Source organism: Pseudooceanicola sp. LIPI14-2-Ac024, from assembly GCF_042188925.1.
In the GTDB taxonomy this organism is placed as follows: Bacteria; Pseudomonadota; Alphaproteobacteria; order Rhodobacterales; family Rhodobacteraceae; genus Pseudooceanicola.
Window position 1 is genome coordinate 709,268 of record NZ_CP170102.1, and the last position, 20,023, is coordinate 729,290.

General features: G+C 67.4%; 21 protein-coding genes, 1 tRNA gene and 1 pseudogene. 9 read left to right on the forward strand and 14 right to left on the reverse strand.

The genetic code is table 11. The annotated features are described in order from the left end of the window. Nucleotides 1-10: 10 nt before the first annotated feature. The gene (locus ACE2AC_RS03475) at nt 11-1,102 is read right to left on the reverse strand and encodes a UDP-3-O-(3-hydroxymyristoyl)glucosamine N-acyltransferase (protein ID WP_375690734.1); all 1,092 of its coding nucleotides are present in this window, start codon (nt 1,100-1,102) and stop codon (nt 11-13) included. Between the two features lie 23 nt (nt 1,103-1,125). Next, nucleotides 1,126-2,700: a murein L,D-transpeptidase gene (locus ACE2AC_RS03480; RefSeq protein ID WP_375690735.1), complete on the reverse strand. Its 1,575-nt coding sequence runs from the start codon at nt 2,698-2,700 to the stop codon at nt 1,126-1,128. A 346-nt stretch (nt 2,701-3,046) separates the two neighbouring features. Between ACE2AC_RS03480 and ACE2AC_RS03485 the strand changes: the two genes are divergently transcribed. The 3 genes and pseudogenes from ACE2AC_RS03485 to ACE2AC_RS03495 all read left to right on the forward strand — a co-directional run bounded on the left by ACE2AC_RS03485 (nt 3,047) and on the right by ACE2AC_RS03495 (nt 5,788). Then, nucleotides 3,047-3,616, forward strand: a complete 570-nt coding sequence (locus ACE2AC_RS03485; protein ID WP_375690736.1) for a YcbK family protein — start codon at nt 3,047-3,049, stop codon at nt 3,614-3,616. 183 nt (nt 3,617-3,799) lie between these two features. Beyond that, nucleotides 3,800-4,279, forward strand: coding sequence for an NUDIX hydrolase (locus tag ACE2AC_RS03490; protein ID WP_375690737.1), 480 nt, complete (start codon nt 3,800-3,802; stop codon nt 4,277-4,279). Nucleotides 4,280-4,308: 29 nt separating this feature from the next. Continuing rightward, nucleotides 4,309-5,788, forward strand: a pseudogene (locus ACE2AC_RS03495) (inorganic phosphate transporter). 92 nt (nt 5,789-5,880) lie between these two features. Here the strand turns inward: ACE2AC_RS03495 and ACE2AC_RS03500 are convergent. Further along, the gene (locus ACE2AC_RS03500) at nt 5,881-7,083 is read right to left on the reverse strand and encodes a multidrug effflux MFS transporter (RefSeq protein ID WP_375690738.1); all 1,203 of its coding nucleotides are present in this window, start codon (nt 7,081-7,083) and stop codon (nt 5,881-5,883) included. A 167-nt stretch (nt 7,084-7,250) separates the two neighbouring features. Here ACE2AC_RS03500 and ACE2AC_RS03505 point away from each other — a divergent pair, with 167 nt between their 5' ends. Further along, entirely contained in the window at nt 7,251-7,910 is a 660-nt protein-coding gene (locus ACE2AC_RS03505; protein ID WP_375690739.1) for a TetR/AcrR family transcriptional regulator, read from the forward strand. A gap of 17 nt (nt 7,911-7,927) precedes the next feature. On the opposite strand, the gene ACE2AC_RS03510 is transcribed toward ACE2AC_RS03505, so the two are convergent. Next, a tRNA-Arg gene (locus ACE2AC_RS03510) sits at nt 7,928-8,004 on the reverse strand. Between the two features lie 88 nt (nt 8,005-8,092). Further along, nucleotides 8,093-9,106 carry a methyltransferase gene (locus ACE2AC_RS03515; protein WP_375690740.1) on the reverse strand — a complete coding sequence of 338 codons (1,014 nt, stop codon included), beginning with the start codon at nt 9,104-9,106 and terminating at the stop codon, nt 8,093-8,095. 178 nt (nt 9,107-9,284) lie between these two features. Between ACE2AC_RS03515 and ACE2AC_RS03520 the strand changes: the two genes are divergently transcribed. Continuing rightward, the gene (locus ACE2AC_RS03520; RefSeq protein WP_375690741.1) at nt 9,285-9,731 is read left to right on the forward strand and encodes a PaaI family thioesterase; all 447 of its coding nucleotides are present in this window, start codon (nt 9,285-9,287) and stop codon (nt 9,729-9,731) included. 12 nt (nt 9,732-9,743) lie between these two features. Next, complete coding sequence (locus ACE2AC_RS03525) at nt 9,744-10,316, forward strand: TetR/AcrR family transcriptional regulator (protein ID WP_375690742.1); 573 nt, start codon at nt 9,744-9,746, stop codon at nt 10,314-10,316. A 46-nt stretch (nt 10,317-10,362) separates the two neighbouring features. On the opposite strand, the gene ACE2AC_RS03530 is transcribed toward ACE2AC_RS03525, so the two are convergent. The 9 genes from ACE2AC_RS03530 to ACE2AC_RS03570 all read right to left on the reverse strand — a co-directional run bounded on the left by ACE2AC_RS03530 (nt 10,363) and on the right by ACE2AC_RS03570 (nt 18,368). Beyond that, a complete protein-coding gene (locus tag ACE2AC_RS03530; protein WP_375690743.1) occupies nt 10,363-11,577 on the reverse strand; it encodes a cysteine desulfurase in 1,215 nt (404 codons plus the stop codon). Between the two features lie 2 nt (nt 11,578-11,579). Beyond that, nucleotides 11,580-12,176 carry a YIP1 family protein gene (locus ACE2AC_RS03535; protein ID WP_375690744.1) on the reverse strand — a complete coding sequence of 199 codons (597 nt, stop codon included), beginning with the start codon at nt 12,174-12,176 and terminating at the stop codon, nt 11,580-11,582. Beyond that, nucleotides 12,173-12,661, reverse strand: a complete 489-nt coding sequence (locus tag ACE2AC_RS03540; RefSeq protein ID WP_375690745.1) for a YIP1 family protein — start codon at nt 12,659-12,661, stop codon at nt 12,173-12,175. The genes ACE2AC_RS03535 and ACE2AC_RS03540 overlap by 4 nt, the downstream gene beginning before the upstream one ends. Continuing rightward, a complete protein-coding gene (locus ACE2AC_RS03545; protein ID WP_375690746.1) occupies nt 12,661-13,950 on the reverse strand; it encodes a SufD family Fe-S cluster assembly protein in 1,290 nt (429 codons plus the stop codon). The genes ACE2AC_RS03540 and ACE2AC_RS03545 overlap by 1 nt, the downstream gene beginning before the upstream one ends. Then, entirely contained in the window at nt 13,950-14,702 is a 753-nt protein-coding gene (gene sufC / locus ACE2AC_RS03550; RefSeq protein WP_375690747.1) for a Fe-S cluster assembly ATPase SufC, read from the reverse strand. Before sufC ends, ACE2AC_RS03545 begins: the two co-directional genes overlap by 1 nt. A gap of 114 nt (nt 14,703-14,816) precedes the next feature. Then, nucleotides 14,817-15,191: a hypothetical protein gene (locus tag ACE2AC_RS03555; RefSeq protein WP_375690748.1), complete on the reverse strand. Its 375-nt coding sequence runs from the start codon at nt 15,189-15,191 to the stop codon at nt 14,817-14,819. Beyond that, complete coding sequence (sufB, locus tag ACE2AC_RS03560) at nt 15,184-16,743, reverse strand: Fe-S cluster assembly protein SufB (protein WP_375690749.1); 1,560 nt, start codon at nt 16,741-16,743, stop codon at nt 15,184-15,186. The genes ACE2AC_RS03555 and sufB overlap by 8 nt, the downstream gene beginning before the upstream one ends. A 16-nt stretch (nt 16,744-16,759) precedes the next feature. Next, a complete protein-coding gene (locus ACE2AC_RS03565) occupies nt 16,760-17,803 on the reverse strand; it encodes a cysteine desulfurase family protein (RefSeq protein WP_375690750.1) in 1,044 nt (347 codons plus the stop codon). Between the two features lie 97 nt (nt 17,804-17,900). Further along, on the reverse strand, nt 17,901-18,368 hold the full coding sequence (locus ACE2AC_RS03570) for an Rrf2 family transcriptional regulator (RefSeq protein WP_375690751.1): 468 nt from the start codon (nt 18,366-18,368) through the stop codon (nt 17,901-17,903). Nucleotides 18,369-18,543: 175 nt separating this feature from the next. On the opposite strand from ACE2AC_RS03570, the gene ACE2AC_RS03575 reads away from it, so the two are divergent. The 3 genes from ACE2AC_RS03575 to ACE2AC_RS03585 are packed head-to-tail and all read left to right on the forward strand — an operon-like array spanning nt 18,544 to nt 20,013. Beyond that, on the forward strand, nt 18,544-19,197 hold the full coding sequence (locus ACE2AC_RS03575; protein ID WP_375690752.1) for an alpha/beta hydrolase: 654 nt from the start codon (nt 18,544-18,546) through the stop codon (nt 19,195-19,197). Between the two features lie 4 nt (nt 19,198-19,201). Then, on the forward strand, nt 19,202-19,438 hold the full coding sequence (locus ACE2AC_RS03580; protein ID WP_375690753.1) for a hypothetical protein: 237 nt from the start codon (nt 19,202-19,204) through the stop codon (nt 19,436-19,438). After that, on the forward strand, nt 19,435-20,013 hold the full coding sequence (locus ACE2AC_RS03585; protein WP_375690754.1) for an HD domain-containing protein: 579 nt from the start codon (nt 19,435-19,437) through the stop codon (nt 20,011-20,013). The genes ACE2AC_RS03580 and ACE2AC_RS03585 overlap by 4 nt, the downstream gene beginning before the upstream one ends. Nucleotides 20,014-20,023 lie beyond the last annotated feature (10 nt).

A 20,023-nucleotide genomic window follows, 5' to 3' on the forward strand; every position in this document is an offset into this window, starting at 1 on the left:
CAGGCTCGATTTAGTCGGTATCCGACCCTTTGAAAACTGCATTCTGTAACTCCGACACCTGGTTCATGAGGCGCGGCAGGCGCCTTTGCGCCTTGTACATTTCCAGGTGCGTTTCCATCTTCACAGCCGGGTACCCCATGATGAAGCGGCCTGCCGGAACGTTCCCTACGATCCCGGAGCCACCCCCGGCGACAACATTATCTCCAATTGTAATATTATCGCTAACCCCCACCTGTCCGCCGAGAACAACGTGATTTCCTACGCGAGTGCTGCCCGCAATCCCCACCATCGAGGCAAAGAAGCAGTGGTCGCCGATCACCACGTTGTGGCCGACCATGCAGAGGTTGTCGATCTTGGTCCCGTTGCCGACCCGCGTCGGCCGGATCGTGCCGGCGTCCACGCATGTGTTGGCGCCAAGCTCCACGTCGTCGCCGATGACGACCCCGCCGAGCGAATGGATTCGCACCCATTCCTGGGCCTTGGCCTCGGACACCTGCGCGGCAGAGGACCGCGCCTGTTCCACGTTTGACGCCTCTTCGGTCACGAAGGACGTGCCGTCGAAGCCGATGGTCGCGCCGGGCTGTGCGATGAATCGCTTGCCGATCCGCGCCCGCGCCCCGATCCGCACGTGTGCGTGCAGGATCGCGTTTTCGCCGATCACCGCGTCGGTCCCGACATAGACCCCCGGTCCGATCACCGACCGCGCCCCGATCCGAGCGCCCGCGCCGATCACCGCCTGCGGCGCGACGCTGACCCCGAGGTCGAGCTCGGCCGAGGGATCGACATAGGCCGACGGGTGGATGCCGCTGTAATAGCCCTGCCCGGGATCGAGCATCCGGGTCAGGCCAGCCATCGCCAGCCGACCGCGCGGCGCAAAGATCGCGGCCTTGAGGCCAAGCCCCTGCCAGTCTGCACCGGGCCAGAGCATCGCCGCCCGCGCCTCGCCCTTGGCGAGGCCCTCGGCGAACTCGGGCTTGAGCGCCAGCGCCAGGTCCTCGGGGCCCGCGCCGGCCGGTTCGGCCACGCCGGTGACGGTCAGGCCGGTGTCGCCGGCCACCTCCGCCCCAAGGGCGGCGGCAATCTCGGAAATCGAATGTGGCATGGGGTGCCCCTTTCGACGCGACCCTAGCCCCGAACGGCGGGCAGCGAAACCCCGGCCTGCTCCAGCGCATCCCAGATCTGGGCGTCGCGGCCATAGACATCGCGGCGGTAGTTCATCCGCCCCTTCGCCTCGGACACCGCGGTCCGGTAGATCAGGTGGACCTGCACCGGCACGTCCAGCGGCACGGTGGTCTCGCGCCCGGTCTGAAGGACCGAGTGGAAGTAGCCCTTGGGATCCGCGGTCTGCCGCGCCAGCAGCGCATAGGCAAAGTCGAAAGGATCGGCCAGCCGGATGCAGCCATGGCTGAAGTCACGCTCTTCGCGGGCAAAGAGGCTCTTTTGCGGGGTGTCGTGCAGGTAGATGTTGTACTGGTTCGGGAACATGAACTTCACCAGGCCAAGCGCGTTTCGCTCGGACGGCGGCTGTTTCAGGTCGAACGGGAAGTTGCGGGCGTTGTAGGCGGCAAAATTCACCGCGCCGCGGTCCACGATCTGCCCGCGCGCGTCGGTGATCCGCAGGTGGCCGTTCGACCAGGGGTTCTGCTGCAGCTGCGGCAGGTACTCCTTGGTCGCGATCGACCGGGGCACGTTCCAGGTCGGGTTGATGACCATGTGCTCCATCACGTCCGAGAATTCCGGGCTGCGCCGGTCCGACGCGTTCTTGCCGATGACCGAGCGGGTCTTGAACGTGACCTTACCGTAATCGACGATCCGGGCGTGGAAGTCGGTGAGGTTCACCAGGATATGCCGGTCGCCGAGCGGCCGGTTCAGCCAGCGTTCCCGCTCCATCGCCACGACGATGGACTTCAGCCGGTCCTCCATCGCCACGTTGACCTCGGTCAGCGTGCCGTCGCCCGCGACGCCGTCGGCGTTCAGGCCGTGGTCACGCTGGAACTCCTGCACCGCTTCCTGCATCTGCGCGTCATAGCGGGTCGACACTGACCGCGGCAGGTAGCCCATGGCGATCAGCCGATTGCGCAGCAGCACGACATTGCGCCCCTCGTCGCCCGGTTCCAGCTTGGCCATCGGCACCGTCGGGCCCCAGCCCCCCGTCCCCAGCCGGCGTTCGAGGTCGAGCTTGGCCTTGAGCAGTCGGGCATACTCGGGATGCGACGGCGGCAGCTTGCGGATGAAGGCACCGGGGTTCTCGCCCTGGATCCCGTCGAGGTACTCCGACGCGTCGCGCAGCGGCACCTCGCGGTGGATGTCGGCGATCACCTGCGACGGCGTCAGGATGCCGGTCTGCAGGTCGGTCGCGAAATCGAGGAAGATGCGGCTCAGCTCGACCTCGAGCAGCCCGCGGTCGCGCGGCGTGACCGCAGCGGCCATGCGGGCACGCAGCGCCGCGGCGTCGTACTTGCCCTCGGGCAGGCCGTGCGGCGCGGCCAGGTCGAAGGCGGCCAGCAGCGCGGCCCGCCTGTCGCGCGACGCCTCGTCCGCGCCGGTCCAGATCGGGGCGAAATCGCGCGCCCGGTAATACTGTGCCAGCTTGTCCGACCGCGACACGGATTCGGCCACCGCCTGCTTGTACGCGGTCACCGGCGTGGCCGCGACGGGCGCGCCGCCCAGGACAGCCGCGACGACGGCGGCTCCGAACATGATTCTGACCCGGCTGCTACGCTCTTGCGGCATGGTTCACCCCTCGATTGGTCTTGCTTGGCCTCGTCCCAGCGATGCCGCGCGGTCTTGTGCCTGTCCACTGACAACACCGCGACCGGATAAAAGATCCGTAAACTGATGTAATCCAATGACTCGATTTACAGGATGGCGGATTTGCACACGCAGTCAGCAAGAATTTGCCGACCTCACGGGTTGGTGACAAATCTCCTCAAGTTCGACTTGGACCGTTAGCCTTAATATGCGAGGTTTTCCGCACTTGGGGGATGACAAATGGCAGGGCCGCGTAACATCGCGGCGCACAGGTAAGCGACGGGACAGGCGCAGTATGCAGAAACACGGCTCGACGAGCATGTCGCGGCGTGCCCTACTTGGGGCATTCGCGGCCACGGCGGTAGTAGCAGCACCGACCTATACAAAAGCAGCAGGCTTCTTGAGAGGTAGTGGCGACATCCGCCGTCTCAAGATGTATTCGGCCCGCACAGGCGAAAAAATCGACATGATCTACTGGATCGAGGGCGAGTACGTCCGCGATGCAGTCGAGGAAGTCACCTATTTCATGCGGGACTGGCGGAACAACCAGATCAAGGGCATCGACATGCGCACCATGGACATCATGTGTGCCGCCCACAACCTGATGGATTGCAGCGAACCCTACATGCTGATTTCCGGCTACCGTTCGCCGGAAACCAATTCCATGCTCCGCAGCCGGTCTTCGGGCGTGGCCAAGAATTCGCGGCACCTCGTCGGCCAGGCGGCCGACCTCCGGCTGACCACGCGCTCGGTCAGCCAGATGGCCAAGGCGGCCAGCGCCTGCCGCGCCGGCGGCGTCGGCCGGTACACCCGGTCGGATTTCGTGCACATGGATTGCGGCCCGGTTCGCACCTGGGGCAGCTGAACGCGGCACCGCCGCACCCGCCGACCGCCCAGCCTGCGCCCACCGGGGCGCGGGCCAAGATCGCGGCGCACTGTGCCTTCGGGAAAACATCCGGATGACTTCTCGCGCCCTCGCGGCCTTCGCGGCATTGAACGTCACACCCGTCGCGTATAGGAAGACGATCTAGTTCAACGCCCCGGATCCATGTTTCACACACTCTGGCAAAACTACATCGCGCCCGTCCTGCGCCGCCCCGCGCGGTTCCAGGTGGCCGCGCTATGCTATCGCCAGGCTGCGGGCGGGCCCGAGATCCTGCTGATCACCTCGCGCGAGACGAAACGCTGGGTGCTGCCCAAGGGCTGGCCGAAATCCGGCCTCGAGGCTGCCGGCACCGCGATCGAGGAAGCCTGGGAGGAAGCGGGCGTCATCACCCGTAGCCACACCCCGCCGCTGGTCGGAACCTACCGCTATGACAAGAGGTTGCGCGGCGGAGTTCCGGTAGAGACCGTCGTCAACGTCTACGCCATCAGCGTGAAGGCCCTGCACGACGACTACCCGGAAAAAGACGAACGCGACCGCGTGTGGAAAACGGCGTCCGCCGCGGCCGCCGCGGTTGACGAACCCGAACTCAAGGACCTCCTGCTGCGCTTCCCGGCCCAGCTCCAGGACGGCCTGAGCGGCTAGCCGCGCCCATCAGGAATGGAAGACGACACGTGAGCGATCCGAACGCCTCGCAGCAGTGGAGCACACTCGACCGGGACCTCAACCGCCTGTCGCGACTCGAATCCGCGACCATGTACGCCTCCCGCCCGCTGGTCGGGGTCGGCGTGTCGCTGGCCTTCGTCGCCGTGGTCACCATCGCCGCGGCCATCGTCACCGGCGGCGCACCCGGCGCGGTCTTCATCGTGGTGGCGGCCGCGCTCGGCGCCTACATGGCATTGAACATCGGCGCCAACGACGTCGCCAACAACATGGGCCCCGCGGTCGGCGCCAAGGCCCTGTCGATGGCCGGTGCCATCGCCATCGCGGCGATCTTCGAAAGCGCGGGCGCCCTGCTGGCCGGGGGACGTCGTCTCGACCATCGCCAAGGGCATCATCGACCCGCACAGCCTGGATGCCGGCAACGATTTCGTCTGGGCCATGATGGCCGCCCTCCTGTCGGCGGCGCTCTGGGTCAACATCGCGACCTGGGTCGGGGCACCGGTCTCGACCACCCACGCCGTTGTCGGCGGCGTCATGGGGGCGGGCATCGCCGCCGCGGGCTTCGGCGCGGTGAACTGGACGACGATGTCCGGCATCGCGCTCAGCTGGGTGGTCTCGCCCCTGCTGGGCGGGGTCTTTGCCGCCGCCGTCCTGGCCTTCATCAAGTGGAAGGTGATCTATGTCGAGGACAAGATCGCCGCCGCCCGGACCTGGGTGCCGGTCCTGATCGGCGTGATGGCCGCGGCCTTTGCCGCCTACCTCGCGCTCAAGGGCCTCAGCCATGTCTACAAGATCACGCTGGGCACCGCGATCCTGATCGGTATCCTGGTCGGCCTCATCGCTTGGCTCGGCTCGGTGCCGCTGATCCGGCGGCAGTCCATCGGGCTCGAGAACCGGAACCGCTCGCTCAAGGTGCTGTTCCAGCTCCCGCTGGTGGTCTCGGCCGCCCTGCTCTCGTTTGCCCATGGCGCCAATGACGTCGCCAATGCCGTCGGCCCCCTCGCCGCCATCGTCTATGCCCAGCAGGCCACCGGCGTCGCAACCGAGGTGTCGATCCCGCTCTGGGTCATGGTGATCGGCGCGCTCGGCATCTCGACCGGCCTGATCCTCTTCGGGCCCAAGCTGATCAACATGGTCGGCAACCAGATCACCAAGCTCAACCCGATGCGCGCCTACTGCGTCGCCCTCTCGGCCGCCGTGACCGTGATCGCCGCGTCCTGGCTGGGCCTGCCGGTCAGTTCGACCCACATCGCGGTCGGCGGCGTCTTCGGCGTCGGGTTCTTCCGCGAATGGTACATGGCCCGCCGCGCGCGCACGATCTCCGAGGCGCAGCCGCCCGCGAAACGCATCGCGGCCGAGGAACGCCAGCGCCGCAAGCTGGTGCGCCGGTCGCACTTCCTGACCATCATCGCGGCCTGGGTCATCACCGTCCCGGCCTCGGCGATCCTGTCGGTCCTGGTCTTCCTGGCGCTGTCCTCGACCTTCGGGTGATCCCGCCGAGCTGCCACGAAACATGAAAAAGGCGGCGCAACCCATTGCACCACCTTTCGTTTTCCCGTTCTCGGGAACGCCCTACGCGCCCCCTACTCCGCCGCCACGGCGGTTTCCATCTCGCTCGAAAAGCCGAAGACGCTGACCGCCAGCGCCAGCAGCGCGCTCGCCGACAGCAGGATCGCGATCGGCGCCGCGGTGCCGTCCGACAGCGCGGCCACCAGGCCCGAGACGACCGCACCGCAGCCGAAGCCGAGCGCACCCATCAGGGCCGAGGCGACGCCGGCATTCTGACCCTGTCGCTCGAGCGCCAGCACCGAACAGCAGGGCATCACGCAGCCGAGGCTCGCGACCAGCAGGAAGCAAAGGCCCACGAACCACGGCAGCGTCAGCCCGCCCGTCACCACGAGCGCGATCATCACCACCGCGACACCACCGCGGAACAGGCAGGCCATCCGCGCCAGCCTCATGGCGCCCACGCGGGCCACCAGGCGCCCGGCGACCTGGCTCGTCACCGCGAGGCCAAGCGCATTGCCCGCGAAGATGATCGAGAACCAGAAGGTCGAAACCCCGAAGACCGAGATCAGGACCACCGAGATCACCGAGATATAGGCAAAGAAGCCGCCCTGGCTCAGCGCCATGGTCCCGGCATAGGGTATGAAGCTGCGATCGAAGAGCAGCCGGATGTAGGTGCCGAACGCCCGGGACGGGCGGCTGGCCTGCCGCGCCTCGGGGCTGCGGGTTTCCGGCATCGCGCGCCAGACGACCAGCAGCACCAGCGCCGCGATCACCGCCTGCAGCGCAAAGATCGCCTGCCACGGCGCGACGGCGAGGATCGCGCTGCCCAGGATCGGCGCCACCACCGGCGCGAGGCCCAGCACCATCACCACCATCGACAGCAGCTTGGCCGCCATCGCCCCGGTGAAGAGATCGCGGATCGAGGCCATGGCGATCACCATCCCGACCGACCCGCCGATCCCCTGCAGCGCCCGCCAGGCGATGAATTGGTCCAGCGTGCCCGCAGACGCCGCGCCGACCGACGCGACGAGGTAGAGCGTCAGGCCGATCAGCACCACGGGCTTGCGCCCGGTCCGGTCCGACAGCGGGCCGAACACCAGCTGCCCCAGGCAGAAGCCCAGAAAGAAGACCATGACCGACTGCTCGATCCGGCCCTCCGCCGCGCCGAACTCTGCCGCCATCGTCGGCATCGCCGACAGGTACATGTCGAGCGCCAGCGGCCCGAGCGCCGAGATCGCGCCGAAACAGGTGGCGAGAACCCTGTGATGTCTTTCCATCAGAAAATCCTTGTGACCGGGCCCGCCTCTGTCGCGGTGCCGTCCGGCCGGGGTGAATGTAAGGGGTTGCGAAACGCGCACGTTTCCATATTTAGGAAACACTTTCGTTTCCCAAAGTCAAGGCGGCGATTGCCGCGCCACCCGCATTGCCGCATTGTCAGGCCGACATGACCGAAAACGCCCCATCTCCGACCGAAACTGCCCCGCGCCCCGGACGTCCTCCCGCCCTGAGCGAGGGCGCCCGACGCCGGGCCCTGATCGCGGCCGCCCGCACCGTGTTCCTGCGCGACGGCTATGCCGGTGCCACGATGGAACGCATCGCGGCCGAGGCGCAGATGTCGAAAAAGACGCTCTACCGCTTCTTCCCCGACAAGCGCGCGGCGCTCGAGGCGCTGCTTGGCACCCACGATCACCGCCAGCCGCTGGCGCCCTACGGACACCGCCCCGGCGACGACCCCCGGGATGAGCTGCGCCGCAGCCTCGGCGCGCTGATGGCCTTCCTGCTCAACCCCGAACAGATCGCCCTGACCCGCCTCATCATCTCCGAGGCGCCGCAGGTCCCCGACCTTGCCACCAGTTTCCGCGAGATCGAGATCGAAAGCGTCATGACCCATGTCCGCGACCGGTTCGACCGGCTGAAGGCGGATGGCGCGATCCGGGCGGACGACCCGCCGGCGCTGGCCGACATGATGACCGGCAGCCTGCTCGGCGCGCGCCACATCCTGGCCCTCGCCACCCCCGGCAGCCCGCCGCCCGACACCGCCGCCATCACGGCACGGGTCGACCAGGTGATCGCGGTCTTCGCGGGGCCCCTGGGCCTCGATTGATCGGAAATTCGGGGAAGTGGCGCACCCGAGAGGATTCGAACCTCTGGCCTCTGCCTTCGGAGGGCAGCGCTCTATCCAGCTGAGCTACGGGTGCGTGCCGGTGGTGCTTAGACCATCCCGTCCGGCCCCGCAATGGCCCTCGCGCGTGACGGTGCGAAAATTCGCGGACGGGCCGCGCGGCGTCATGCGGGCTTCACGCCCTCGGCCAGCATGGTCATCTCGGGGATCATCCCGCGCACGGTGACCGCCTCGAACCCCGCGCCTTCCAGCGCCGCCTTCAGCCAGCCGTCATCGAGGCTGCGCGCCTCGGGCGTGAAGGCCGTGTGCTGCAACTGCCAGAGCGCGGCCAGCTTCGGCCCCTCGCGCCCCTCGTCCACCACGAAATCGTGGATCAGGATACGTCCGCCCGGTTTCAGCGCCTTGTACGCATCGGCGATCAGCCCCTCGTGGGCGTCCCCGGGCACCCCGGAAAAGAGGTAGGACATCAACACGATATCCTGCCCCTCGGGCCAGCCGTATTCCAGCGCGTCGCTGTCGTCGTAGCGGATGCGGTCCGACAGCCCGGCCTTCTCGACATAACGCCGCCCCAGCCTGGCGACGTTCGGGAAATCCACCACCGTCGCCGTCAGGTCGGGAAACGCCTTGCAGAGCGTGATGGCAAAGGCCCCGGTGCCGCCGCCGACGTCGAGCATCCGGGCCGGCCCCTCGATGTCGAGCGCCTTGGCCAGCTGCCGCGCCGGGCCGATCGACCCCGCGTGCTGGCTTTCCGAGTAAAGCCGCGCCTCCTCGGGGTCCGAGAACCATTCGGCATAGGATTTCGTCGCCTCCTCGCCCAGGCTGCCCTCCAGCGCGCCCTCGATCTGGTCAAGCAGCGGGTACATCTGCTGGCCGACCTGCAGCCGCAGGTACTCGCCGAAATCGTACTTTGCCCCCTTCACCAGGAAGGCCTGCGCGGCGGGCGAATTCTCGAACCGTCCGTCCGCCACCGTCACCAGCCCGAGCCCGGCAAGCGCGGTCAGCAGCGTCTCCATCCGGTCGGCGTGCAGCTCCGAGCCTGCCGCCAGTTCCCCGGCCGTTTTCGGCCCCTCGGCCAGCGCGGTGAAAATCCCGAACTGCAGCGCCGCGAACAGCGCCTTGGACCCCATGAACCCAAAGGCAATGTCCGAGATCTCGTCGGCTTCGGTCAGCGGCGTCATGTGGCTCTCCTTCGGCGGTTGCTTTGGCCACAGGGTACCGGACCCCGCCGGGATTGAAACCTCTGCAGGCCAAACCCGACATGGCAATGTCGCTTTCGACCCATTTTCGGGCAAGGCTTGACGGACGGCCCGCGCAGGCGCAGCATTAGACCGATTGGTCTAGTCACGGGAATCGACGATGTACGAATGGTCCAACCCCGAGATGCTCGCCCGGCTGAACAGCACGTCGGGCACGGTCGGGTTCAACAAGTGGCTGCAGCCCCGCGCCCTCGCCGCCGGCAACGGCATGGTCGAGATCGTGGTCGAGGTGCGCGACGACATGCGCCAGCACCACGGCTATGTCCACGGCGGCTGCATCGGCGCGCTGGCCGACATGGCCTGTGCCTGGGCCGGTGCCGCGAACGAGGGACGCGATGTCGTCACTTCGAACTTCACGGTGCATTTCCTGCGTCCCGCCCAGGGCACCACGCTGCGTGCCAAGGCCCGGACGATCCGCTCCGGCCGGACCCTCGCCACGGTCGAGGCCGAGATCCTGGTCGAAACCCCGGGAGAGGCACCGCGCCTCTGCGCCACGGCGCTTGCCTCGATCGCCGTTCTGCCCGAGGCTCGTCCCCGAGTGGCCTGACCTGACGAGACGATGACGACCCCTGCCCCGGCCCCGCGCCGACCGACGCCCGAACGCCTGACCCGCGCGGCGCTGGAGCTGTTCCAGCGCCGGGGCTACCACGCCGTCGGCGTGGCCGAGATCCTCGACCGCGCAGGCTGTCCCAAGGGATCGCTCTACCACCATTTCCCGGGCGGCAAGGCGGCGCTGGCCGAGGCGGCGATCAGCTGGCTCGCGGCCGAGATGGTGGATCACTTCGACACGGCCGCGGCCAAGCGCATCCCCGCCCGCAAGCAGATCACGCTCCTTTTCGACGACACCGCCCGATGGGTGGCCGACACCGGCTATGCGCAGGGCGCGCTGCTGGCCGTGATGGCGCAGGAGGTCGTGCCGCAGGAACCCGACCTGTCCGCCCGGCTCGGCGCCGCCTATGCCGAAGCGATTGAGGCCTTCGGCCGCGCCCTGCACGCCGGCGGCGCCGATGCCGCGCAGGCGGGTCCGATCCTCGCCATGCTCGACGGCGCAGTAGCCCAGTCCCGCGCCCGGCAAAGCCCGGCACCGATCACGACGGCCAAGGCCGCCGCGCTGCGGCTGGTCGGGGGCTGATCGCCGTCATCCGGCCGGCAGCCCCCGTCCGGCAAGTCCCCTGATGTCAGGCGAAAAGCTCGTGCGCCAGTTCCAGCGCGTCGATCAGCACGTCCACCTCTTCGGTGGTGTTGTACATGCCAAAGCTCGCCCGGCAGGTCGCCGTCACGCCCAGGTGCTCCATCAGCGGCTGCGCGCAGTGATGCCCGGCCCGGACCGCGACCCCCTTCTTGTCGAGGATGGTCGAGATGTCGTGCGCATGCGCCGCGCCGTCCAGCGTAAAGGAAAAGATCGCGGCCTTGCCCGGCGCGTTGCCCTGGATGTTGAGCCAGTTCAGCCCCTTCAGCCGGGTGTTCGCATACTCGGCCAGCGTCTTTTCATGCGCCGCGATGGCGTCCATCCCGATGCCCTGGACATAGTCGATCGCCGCGCCCAGCCCGATCGTCTGCACGATGCCCGGCGTGCCGGCCTCGAACTTCATCGGCGGGTCGGTGTAGCTGACCGCGTCCTTGCTGACCTCGCGGATCATGTCACCGCCGCCCATGAAGGGCCGCATCTCTTCCATCCGCTCGCGGCGGATGTAGATCGCGCCGGTCCCGCTGGGGCCGTAGAGCTTGTGCCCGGTGATGACGTAGAAATCGCAACCGATCTCCTTGACGTCGACCGGCATGTGCACCGCGCCCTGCGATCCGTCGACCAGCACCGGCACGCCGCGTTCGCGCGCGGCGGCGCAGATCGCCTTCACATCGACCACCGTGCCCAGAACGTTCGACAGCTGCGTGATCGCGACCAGCCGCGTCTTCGGCCCGATGGCGTCGATCACCTTCTGCGGGTCGAGCGATCCGTCAAGCTCGGGATCCACCCACCTGAGCACGACGCCCTGCCGTTCGCGCAGGAAATGCCAGGGTACGATGTTCGCGTGATGCTCCATCGTGCTCAGCACGATCTCGTCGCCGGCCTGCAGGCGCGGCGCGGCCCAGCCGTAGGACACCAGGTTGATGCCGGCCGTCGTGCCCGAGTTCATCACGATCTCGTCTTCGTCGGCGCCGAGGAAACGGGCGATCTTGCCACGCACGGCCTCGTACTTCTCGGTCGCGAGGTTCGACAGGAAATGCAGGCCGCGGTGCACGTTGGCATATTCCATCGAATAAGCCTGCGAAATCGCGTCGATCACCACCTCCGGCTTCTGGGCCGAGGCACCGTTGTCGAGGTAGACCAGCGGCTTGCCGTTCACCTCGCGCGACAGGATGGGGAAATCGCGGCGGATGCTCTGGACGTCCATGGTCATCTCCCGCTCGGCGCGAGGCCGAACAATGTCAGAAGGAAGGTCATCGCGAAGGCCACGCCGATCACGCCCATCAGCATGACGCCGATCGCCTTGATCGGGCCGTCGAAGCGATGCACCACGGTCAGGAAGCTGACCAGGATGTAGATGCTCCAGATCCCGCCGACCAGCGCGAGGATCCCGGCGATGCCCGGCACCACGGCGCTCAGCAGCACGACGATCAGCTGGAACACGAAGCGCAGCGACTGCAGCCAGAGCGACGCCTGCAGCACCGTGTCGAAGGTGCCGACGCCGCCGAGGATCCGGCCCGCGGTGGCAAAGAACCACGCCGTCAGCAGCAGGATGCCCGCCACCGCCAGCGCCAGGATGATCGGGCTTTGCATGAAGCCGGGCATCGTCACGCCCATCTCGGCCTCGGTCGGCAGGGTCAAGCTGTAGAGGATGCCGTTCAGGACCGACAGCAGCGCGACCCAGGTCCAGGTCACGTCGCGGCCCAGCGGGATCGACAGCCATTCCTCCGCGGCGCGGCGCGGGGCCACGACCGTGTCGATCACCATGCGCCGCAGCCAATCCGTCGAAAACGGCGCCTCGGTCATGCCACACCTCTTCGTTCCGCGGTCGTCAGACCGGCGATCCAGAACCACAGGAACACCGCGCACCAGAGCGTGCCGACCACGGTCAGCTGCACGCCCGGCCCGACGAACCCGGCCACGAGGCCATGTAGCAGCAACAGCGGGGAAGTTGCCAGCAGCGCCCAGAAGAGCGCGATGCGCGCGCCGTAGAACGTGCCTTTTCCGCCGAATAGCCGCGCAACCACATGCGACAGCCCCGCGATCAGGTAGAGCGCCAGCGGCGCGATGATCACCCAGCCCAGCAGGGAACCGCCCAGCAGGGGGTTCAGCTCCTGCCCGCTGAGGTAGGCATCGCGCGCCAGCTTCGGCCATTGCGAGACAAAGACCAGCACGCAGGCCGCCATGACAAAGGCCAGCGCGCGATCCTCGCGCTGGCCCTGTTCCAGCAGGCGCCCCACCACCGCGCGCGGGCCGCGGTAGGTCGCCACGATGTCGCGGACGGCCGACATCAGCCGCGCCGGCGTTCCAGCCAGCCCGACAGACGCGCCACGATCTCTTCCTTGAGGTCGTCGTCGTCGATCTCCTCGACCGCCTCGGCCAGGAAGGCCAGCGTCAGCAGGTCGGTCGCCTCGCCCGTCGGGATCCCGCGCGAGCGCAGGTAGAACAGCGCCGTCTCGTCGATCGCGCCCGAGGTGGAGCCGTGCGAACAGGCCACGTCATCGGCATAGATCTCGAGCTCGGGCTTCACCAGGAACTGGCTGTCGCCCTCCAGCAGAAGCGACTGGCTGATCTGGTAGCCGTCGGTCTTCTGCGCGCCTTCCTTCACCAGGATCTTGCCCTGGAAGACGCCGGTCGCGCCGTTGCGCAGCACCTTCTTGAACACCTGGCGGCTTTCGCAGTTCACCGCGTCGTGGGTGATGAACACCGTGTCGTCGTGGTGGAAATCGCCATCGCCAAGCGCTGCGCCCGCGACATGCGCCACCGCGTCGTCACCGGTCAGCTCCAGCACGCATTCGTTCCGCGTCATCACGCCGTTGGCGGTCATGGTGAAGCTCTTAAAGGTGCTCTCCTCGCCCAGGCGGGCAAAGATATGCGTGTTGGTCCGCCGCTCGTGGTCGCGCCCCTGCACCCGGATGTGGTGGAACGCCGCCGTGTCGGCGACCTCGACCTCCATCACCGCGTTGAACCGCGCGGCGGCCGGACCGGATTCCAGCAGCGTCACCTCGGCACCCGCATCCAGCTTGATGCAGTGATGCAGCATCGCGTCCGAAGTCCCGGATTTGTGGAGATAAACGAACTGGATCGGCTTTGCGGCCTTGCCAGTCACGTGGATCAGGATCCCGTCCGCCGCATAGGCGGTGTTCAGCGCCGCCAGCGGCCGCTGCACCGGGGTCTGCCCGCGCTCTTCGAGCACGCCGTAAAGGTCGCGCGCCCAGTGCAGGTCCTGCGCCATGGCATCCGCCAGGCGTTCGATCTTCACACCCTCCAGCGCCAGGTCGTCCGAGGCCTCGGCGTCGAAGACCCCGTCGACAAAGACGATCTGCAGCCGCTCGATCCCGTCGAAGGCCGGAGCCTCGTCCGCGCCGTCGAAGGTCGCGGCCGGGATCACCTCTCCCTGCACCAGCGTGTCGGGGCGGGTGTATTTCCAGTACTCGTCACGACGCCCGGGCAGGCCCATCTCGCGGACCCGCGCCAGCGCCGCGTCGCGCGCCCCGCCGGTCCAGCCCGCCGCCGTCACCGGCGTCATCGCGGTCAGCCGTTCCTCGGTTGCCGTCTGCTTCACTTGCGGCAGGGCCATTACGCCTCCTCCAGGAATTCTGCGTAACCGTTGTTCTCGACTTCCAGCGCCAGCTCGGGGCCGCCGGTCTTGACGATCCGGCCGTTCGACATGATGTGCACGACGTCCGGCTTGATGTGGTCGAGAAGCCGCTGGTAGTGCGTGATCACCAGGAACGCGCGCCCCTCGGTGCGCAGCGCGTTCACGCCCTCGGCCACCAGCTTCATCGCGTCGACGTCGAGGCCCGAGTCGGTCTCGTCCAGGATGCACATCTTCGGCTCGAGAACCGCCATCTGCAGGATCTCGTTGCGCTTCTTCTCACCGCCCGAGAAGCCCATGTTGACCGGACGCTTCAGCATGTCGGCGTCGATCTTCAGCGCTTTCGCCTTCTCGCGGATCATCTTGAGGAAGTCGGCCGCCGACATCTCCTCTTCGCCCTTCGCCTTGCGCTGCGCGTTCAGCGCGGTGCGCAGGAAGGTCATGTTGCCCACGCCCGGGATCTCGACCGGGTACTGGAACGCCAGGAAGAGGCCGAGCGCCGCGCGCTCTTCCGGCTCCAGCTCCAGCAGGTCGTCACCGTCCAGCGTTGCCTCGCCGCCGGTCACCTCGTAGCCGTCGCGGCCCGACAGCACGTAGCTCAGCGTCGACTTGCCCGACCCGTTCGGGCCCATGATGGCGTGCACTTCGCCCGCGTTCACTTTCAGGTCCACACCCTTGAGGATCTGCTTGTCCTCTTCCTCGAGCTTCACCTGCAGGTTCTTGATTTCCAGCATCTTTCGTCCTCGTCTCTGCCGCGCTTGATGCAGCGTTGTGTCGGTGGGGTCAGTGACCCCGCGTTGTCGTCTGGCGGCCTTGGGCCGCCGGTGTCGTGTCAGGCCCGCGCCGCGTCAGCCGCGATCGTCCTTGTCTGCGTTCCAGCGATCAAACGCGCCGGTCGTCTTCGCTTCGGCCAGCTTGCGCTGGTACTCGGCCTCGCGGTTGGCCTCCATGTCGTGGTGGTGCTGGTCCAGCGCCCTCTCGTTCTTCCTGATGAACCAGACACAGGCCCGGTCGGTGATCAGACCGCCAATCAGCGCCCCGAGCATCAGCCCCGGAAAGCCACGACCGCCGATCCAGTCGCCGATCGCAGCCCCGCTGACGGCCCCCACCAGGATGCCGAGCAGCAGTATGGCTCCCAGGATCCGGCTGACGAAGTAGACCCCGATGAACCGCCTGGTCCGCTCGGGATCGCCTTCGGGCATCCGGCTCGGGAAATCAGCCAACCGACCCCTCCAGCGAGATCGCCACCAGCGCCTGCGCCTCCATGGCGAATTCCATCGGCAGCGCCTGCAGCACTTCCTTGCAGAACCCGTTCACCACCAGGGCCACGGCCTCTTCCTCGTCCATCCCGCGCGAGCGGCAGTAGAAGAGCTGGTCGTCGTCCACCTTCGACGTCGTCGCCTCGTGCTCGCAGCGCGCGGTGTTGTTCTTGACCTCGATGTAGGGAACCGTGTGGGCCCCGCACTTGTCGCCGATCAGCAGGCTGTCGCACTGGGTGTAGTTCCGCGCGTTCGCCGCCTTCGGGTGCATCGAGACGAGGCCGCGATAGGTGTTCTGCGCCCGGCCCGCCGAGATGCCTTTCGACACGATCCGGCTCTTGGTGTTCTTGCCGAGGTGGATCATCTTGGTGCCGGTGTCGGCCTGCTGGTAGTTGTTGGCGATGGCGATCGAATAGAATTCGCCCTGGCTGTCGTCGCCGCGCAGGATGCACGACGGGTATTTCCAGGTCACGGCGCTACCGGTTTCCACCTGCGTCCACATCACCTTGGCCCGGTCGCCGCGGCAGTCCGCGCGCTTGGTGACGAAGTTGTAGATGCCGCCGCGGCCTTCCTCGTCGCCCGGATACCAGTTCTGGACGGTCGAGTACTTCACCTCGGCGTCCTCCTCGACGATGATCTCGACCACCGCCGCATGCAGCTGCGCGGTGTCGCGCTTCGGCGCGGTGCAGCCTTCGAGGTAGCTGACGTAGGACCCCTTGTCGGCGATGATCAGCGTGCGCTCGAACTGGCCGGTGTTCTCGGCGTTGATCCGGAAATAGGTCGACAGCTCCATCGGGCAGCGGACCCCCGGCGGAACATAGACGAAGGACCCGTCGGAAAAGACCGCCGAGTTCAGCGTGGCATAGAAGTTGTCGTTCTGCGGCACGACCGAGCCGAGGTACTTCTTCACCAGCTCGGGATGCTTGCGGATCGCCTCCGAGATCGAGCAGAAGATCACGCCCGCCTTCTCCAGCTCCTTCTGGAACGTGGTGCCGACCGAGACGCTGTCGAACACGGCATCGACCGCGACCTTGCGGTCAGCACTGCCGTCGCCGTTCCGGCTCTCGGCCGGCGCCATGTCCTCGGCCCCCTCGACGCCTGCGAGGATCATCTGTTCCTTCAGCGGGATGCCCAGCTTCTCGTAGGTCGCCAGCAGCGCCGGATCGACCTCGTCCAGCGACTTGGGCTTGGTCGTCATGCTCTTGGGGCAGGCATAGTAGTACTGCTTCTGGAAGTCGATCTTGGGGTAATCGACCATCGCCCAGGTCGGCTCTTCCTTGGTCAGCCAGCGCTCGTAGGCCTGCAGACGCCACTCGGTCATCCACTCCGGCTCTTCGTTCTTGTCCGAGATCAGGCGGACGATGTCCTCGTTGAGGCCCATCGGCGCGTACTCGGTCTCGACGTCGGTTTCCCAGCCGTACTTGTAGGTGCTGACCTTGGCGACGGCATCCACCGTGTCCTGGTCGACACCTTCCTTCACACCCGAAGGCTCGACGGTCTTGTCCATTGCGGTCATCATCTTCCTCTCGATCTCACGCCGCGCGGGCGCGGTGTCTCTTGCGTGCGGCCAGCCAGCTTTCGGCAAAGCGGTCCACATCCTCGTCGGTGGTCTGGGGGCCCAGGCTCACGCGGATCGCGCTGGCGGACAGCCCCTCGTCATATCCCATGGCGGCCAGCGTCCGGCTGGCGCGCACCTTGCCGCTGGAACAGGCGCTGCCGGCGCTGATGGCAAAGCCCTTCAGGTCCATCTGCATCACCTGCGTCTCGCCCTTCCAGCCGGGGCTCACGATGCAGGAGGTGTTGGGCAGGCGGCGCCCCGATTTCCCTGCATAGATAATATCGTCTGCGCCAGCCGCAATGGCCGTTTCCAGCCGGTCGCGCCGTGCCGCCACGTCGTCCCAGACGCCCGCCGCCAGGTCCCGTGCCGCGGCCTCGGCCGCCGCGCCGAACCCGGCGATGCCGATCACGTTCTCGGTGCCCGACCGGCGGCCCATTTCCTGCCCGCCGCCCCGGATCCGCGCGGCCACGTCGGTGCCGCGCTTCATCACCAGCGCGCCCACGCCCTTCGGCCCGCCCAGCTTGTGCGCCGAGATCAGCGCCATGTCGCAGCCCAGCCAGTTGAAGGCGATCGGCAACTTGCCGAAGCCCTGGGTGATGTCGCTCAGCGCCAGCCCCTCGGGCAGGTCCTGGATCACCCCGGTCTCCGAATTGGCGATCTGCAGCGCGGCCCGCGCCGGATCAGCCACGCTCACCCGTCCGTCGGCATCGACACCCAGGTCGCTCGCGCACCAGGCCAGCACCGCCTCGTGCTCGACCTCGGCGCAGTTCATCTCCCGGTCCGCCAGCGCCAGCGCCGCCGCCTCGGTCGCGCTCGAGGTAAAGACGATGTCCGCCCCCTCGGCGCCAAGGGCGGCCGCCACCTGCGCGCGCGCCCGTTCGACCAGCGCCTTGGCCGCCCGCCCCTCGGCATGGACCGAGGACGGGTTGCCCACCACGTCCATCGCCGCGATCATCGCCGCCCGCGCCTCGGGGCGCAGCGGCGTCGTCGCGTTCCAGTCGAGGTAGACCCGCTCCATCAGGCGCGCCCTCCCGGCTTCATCTTGCCGAACAAACTCCCCCCGGAGGGCCGCTCTCCACAAGCGCCCGCGCCGGAAGGGTATGCACCGCAATCCCTCACGCCTCGGCCTCGTCGACCACGGCGAAGAGCCCCGGCACCGCCGGGCACGGCGCCAGCTTGTTGCCGACCACGTCCGCCAGCGTCGTCTGGTGCAGGAAGACGTAGACCTGCGCCGACAGCGACTCCCACAGCCGGTTGGTCACCGACTGCGCCCGGCTGCCCGAGGTGCCGCCCGACGCGCCCGCACCCTTGTGCAGGGCGTTCACCGTCTCGTCCACGGCCTCGAGCACGTCGGCCACCGTGATCTTGGCGGGCTCGCGCGACAGGCGATAGCCGCCGCCCGGCCCGCGCACGGACTCGACCAGACCGGCGCGGCGCAGCTTGACGAAGAGCTGTTCGAGATAGGGCAGCGAGATGTCCTGCCGCTTGGCGATTCCCGCCAGCGTCACCAGGCCATCGTCGCGCTGCAGCGCAATGTCGGCCAGCGCCACCATCGCATAGCGTCCCTTCGTGCTCATCTTCATGCGCCGGCCCTCCCGTAGCGGACGTCAATTCCAGACTTTGTTGACCTTCGAACCCCCAAGCCTTATCTCGCTGGGAACCCTAACCGGCACGCGTGCCGGATTTAGAACCGTTCTAATCTGTGCGAGCAATTTCGTCAAGAATAGCCCGCACATCAGCAGGAGCCCGCGCCCAGTAATGCCCGAGGTGATTTTTCCCGGCCCCGAAGGCCGGCTGGAAGGCCGTTACCACCCGCAAAAGGAGCGCGACGCCCCCATCGCCATCATCCTGCACCCGCACCCGCAGTTCGGCGGCACGATGAACAACAAGGTGGTCTACAACCTCCACTACGCCTTCCACAAAATGGGGTTCACCGTTCTGCGGTTCAACTTCCGTGGCGTGGGGCGCAGCCAGGGCGAATACGACCAGGGCGTGGGCGAGCTGAGCGATGCCGCCTCGGCGCTCGACTACCTGCAGTCGATGAACAACAACTCCAAGCATTGCTGGGTCGCGGGCTTCTCCTTCGGGGCCTGGATCGGCATGCAGTTGCTGATGCGCCGCCCCGAGATCACCGGCTTCATCTCGGTCAGCCCCCCGGCCAACATGTACGACTTCTCGTTCCTCGCGCCCTGCCCGTCCTCGGGCCTGATCATCAACGGCACGTCCGACCGGGTCGCCCCGCCGTCCGACACCCGGTCGCTGGTCGGCAAGCTGCAGGAACAGAAGGGCATCACCATCACCCACGAGGAAATCGAGGGCGCGGGCCACTTCTTCGAAGAGCCCTACATGGACCAGATGATCGGCACGGTGAGCGACTACGTGAAGCGGCGCCTGACGGAAACCACGCGGTAATCCCATGGGTACGCTGGACCGACTGGCCGAGGAACTGGGCGCCGACGTGATGAAGGCGATGGACGAGACCGGCGATGACCGGCTCTTCATGGAGATCGCGGGCGTCATCGGCGCCGCCTCCCAGACCCTCGAAGAGGCGTTCCTGACCGACGTGCGCGTGCGCCTTGCCGAACGCAAGGCGCGCCAGCACCTGATCCAGCGGGTCAAGGCACACCGCGCGGCCAAGAAGCAGGCGGAATGACCGACACCTCCCGGCTCGACGCGCAGATGGCCTTCCTGATGGAGGCCGACCGCCTCAAGACCATCCTGCGGGCCACCCCGATCGCCGACGACAGCCGGCCCGAGAATTCGGCCGAACACTCCTGGCACCTCGCCCTCTTCGCGCTCGTGCTGTCCGAGCATGGCGAAGACGTGTCGGCCGAGCGGGTGATCAAGATGCTCCTGCTGCACGACCTGGTCGAGATCGACGCCGGCGACGTGCCGATCTACGGCCAGGTGGACACCGCAGCCGTCGAGGCCCGCGAACAGGCCGCCGCCGATCGCATCTTCGGCCTTCTGCCCGCCGACCAGGCCGCCGAGTTCCGCGCCCTGTGGGAGGAATTCGAGGCCAACGAAACCCCGGACGCCCGTTTCGCCAAGTCGGTCGACCGGTTCCAGCCGCCCAACCTCAACCTCGCCTCCGGCGGCGGGTCATGGCGCGATTACGACGTCACCTGGGACGTGTTCGAATCGCGCGTGGGCCAAAAGATCGCCCGCGGCGCGCCGGCGCTCTGGAATTGGATTGCCCCGCGGGTGCGCCGGTTTCTCAGCCACTGATTGCGCGGCA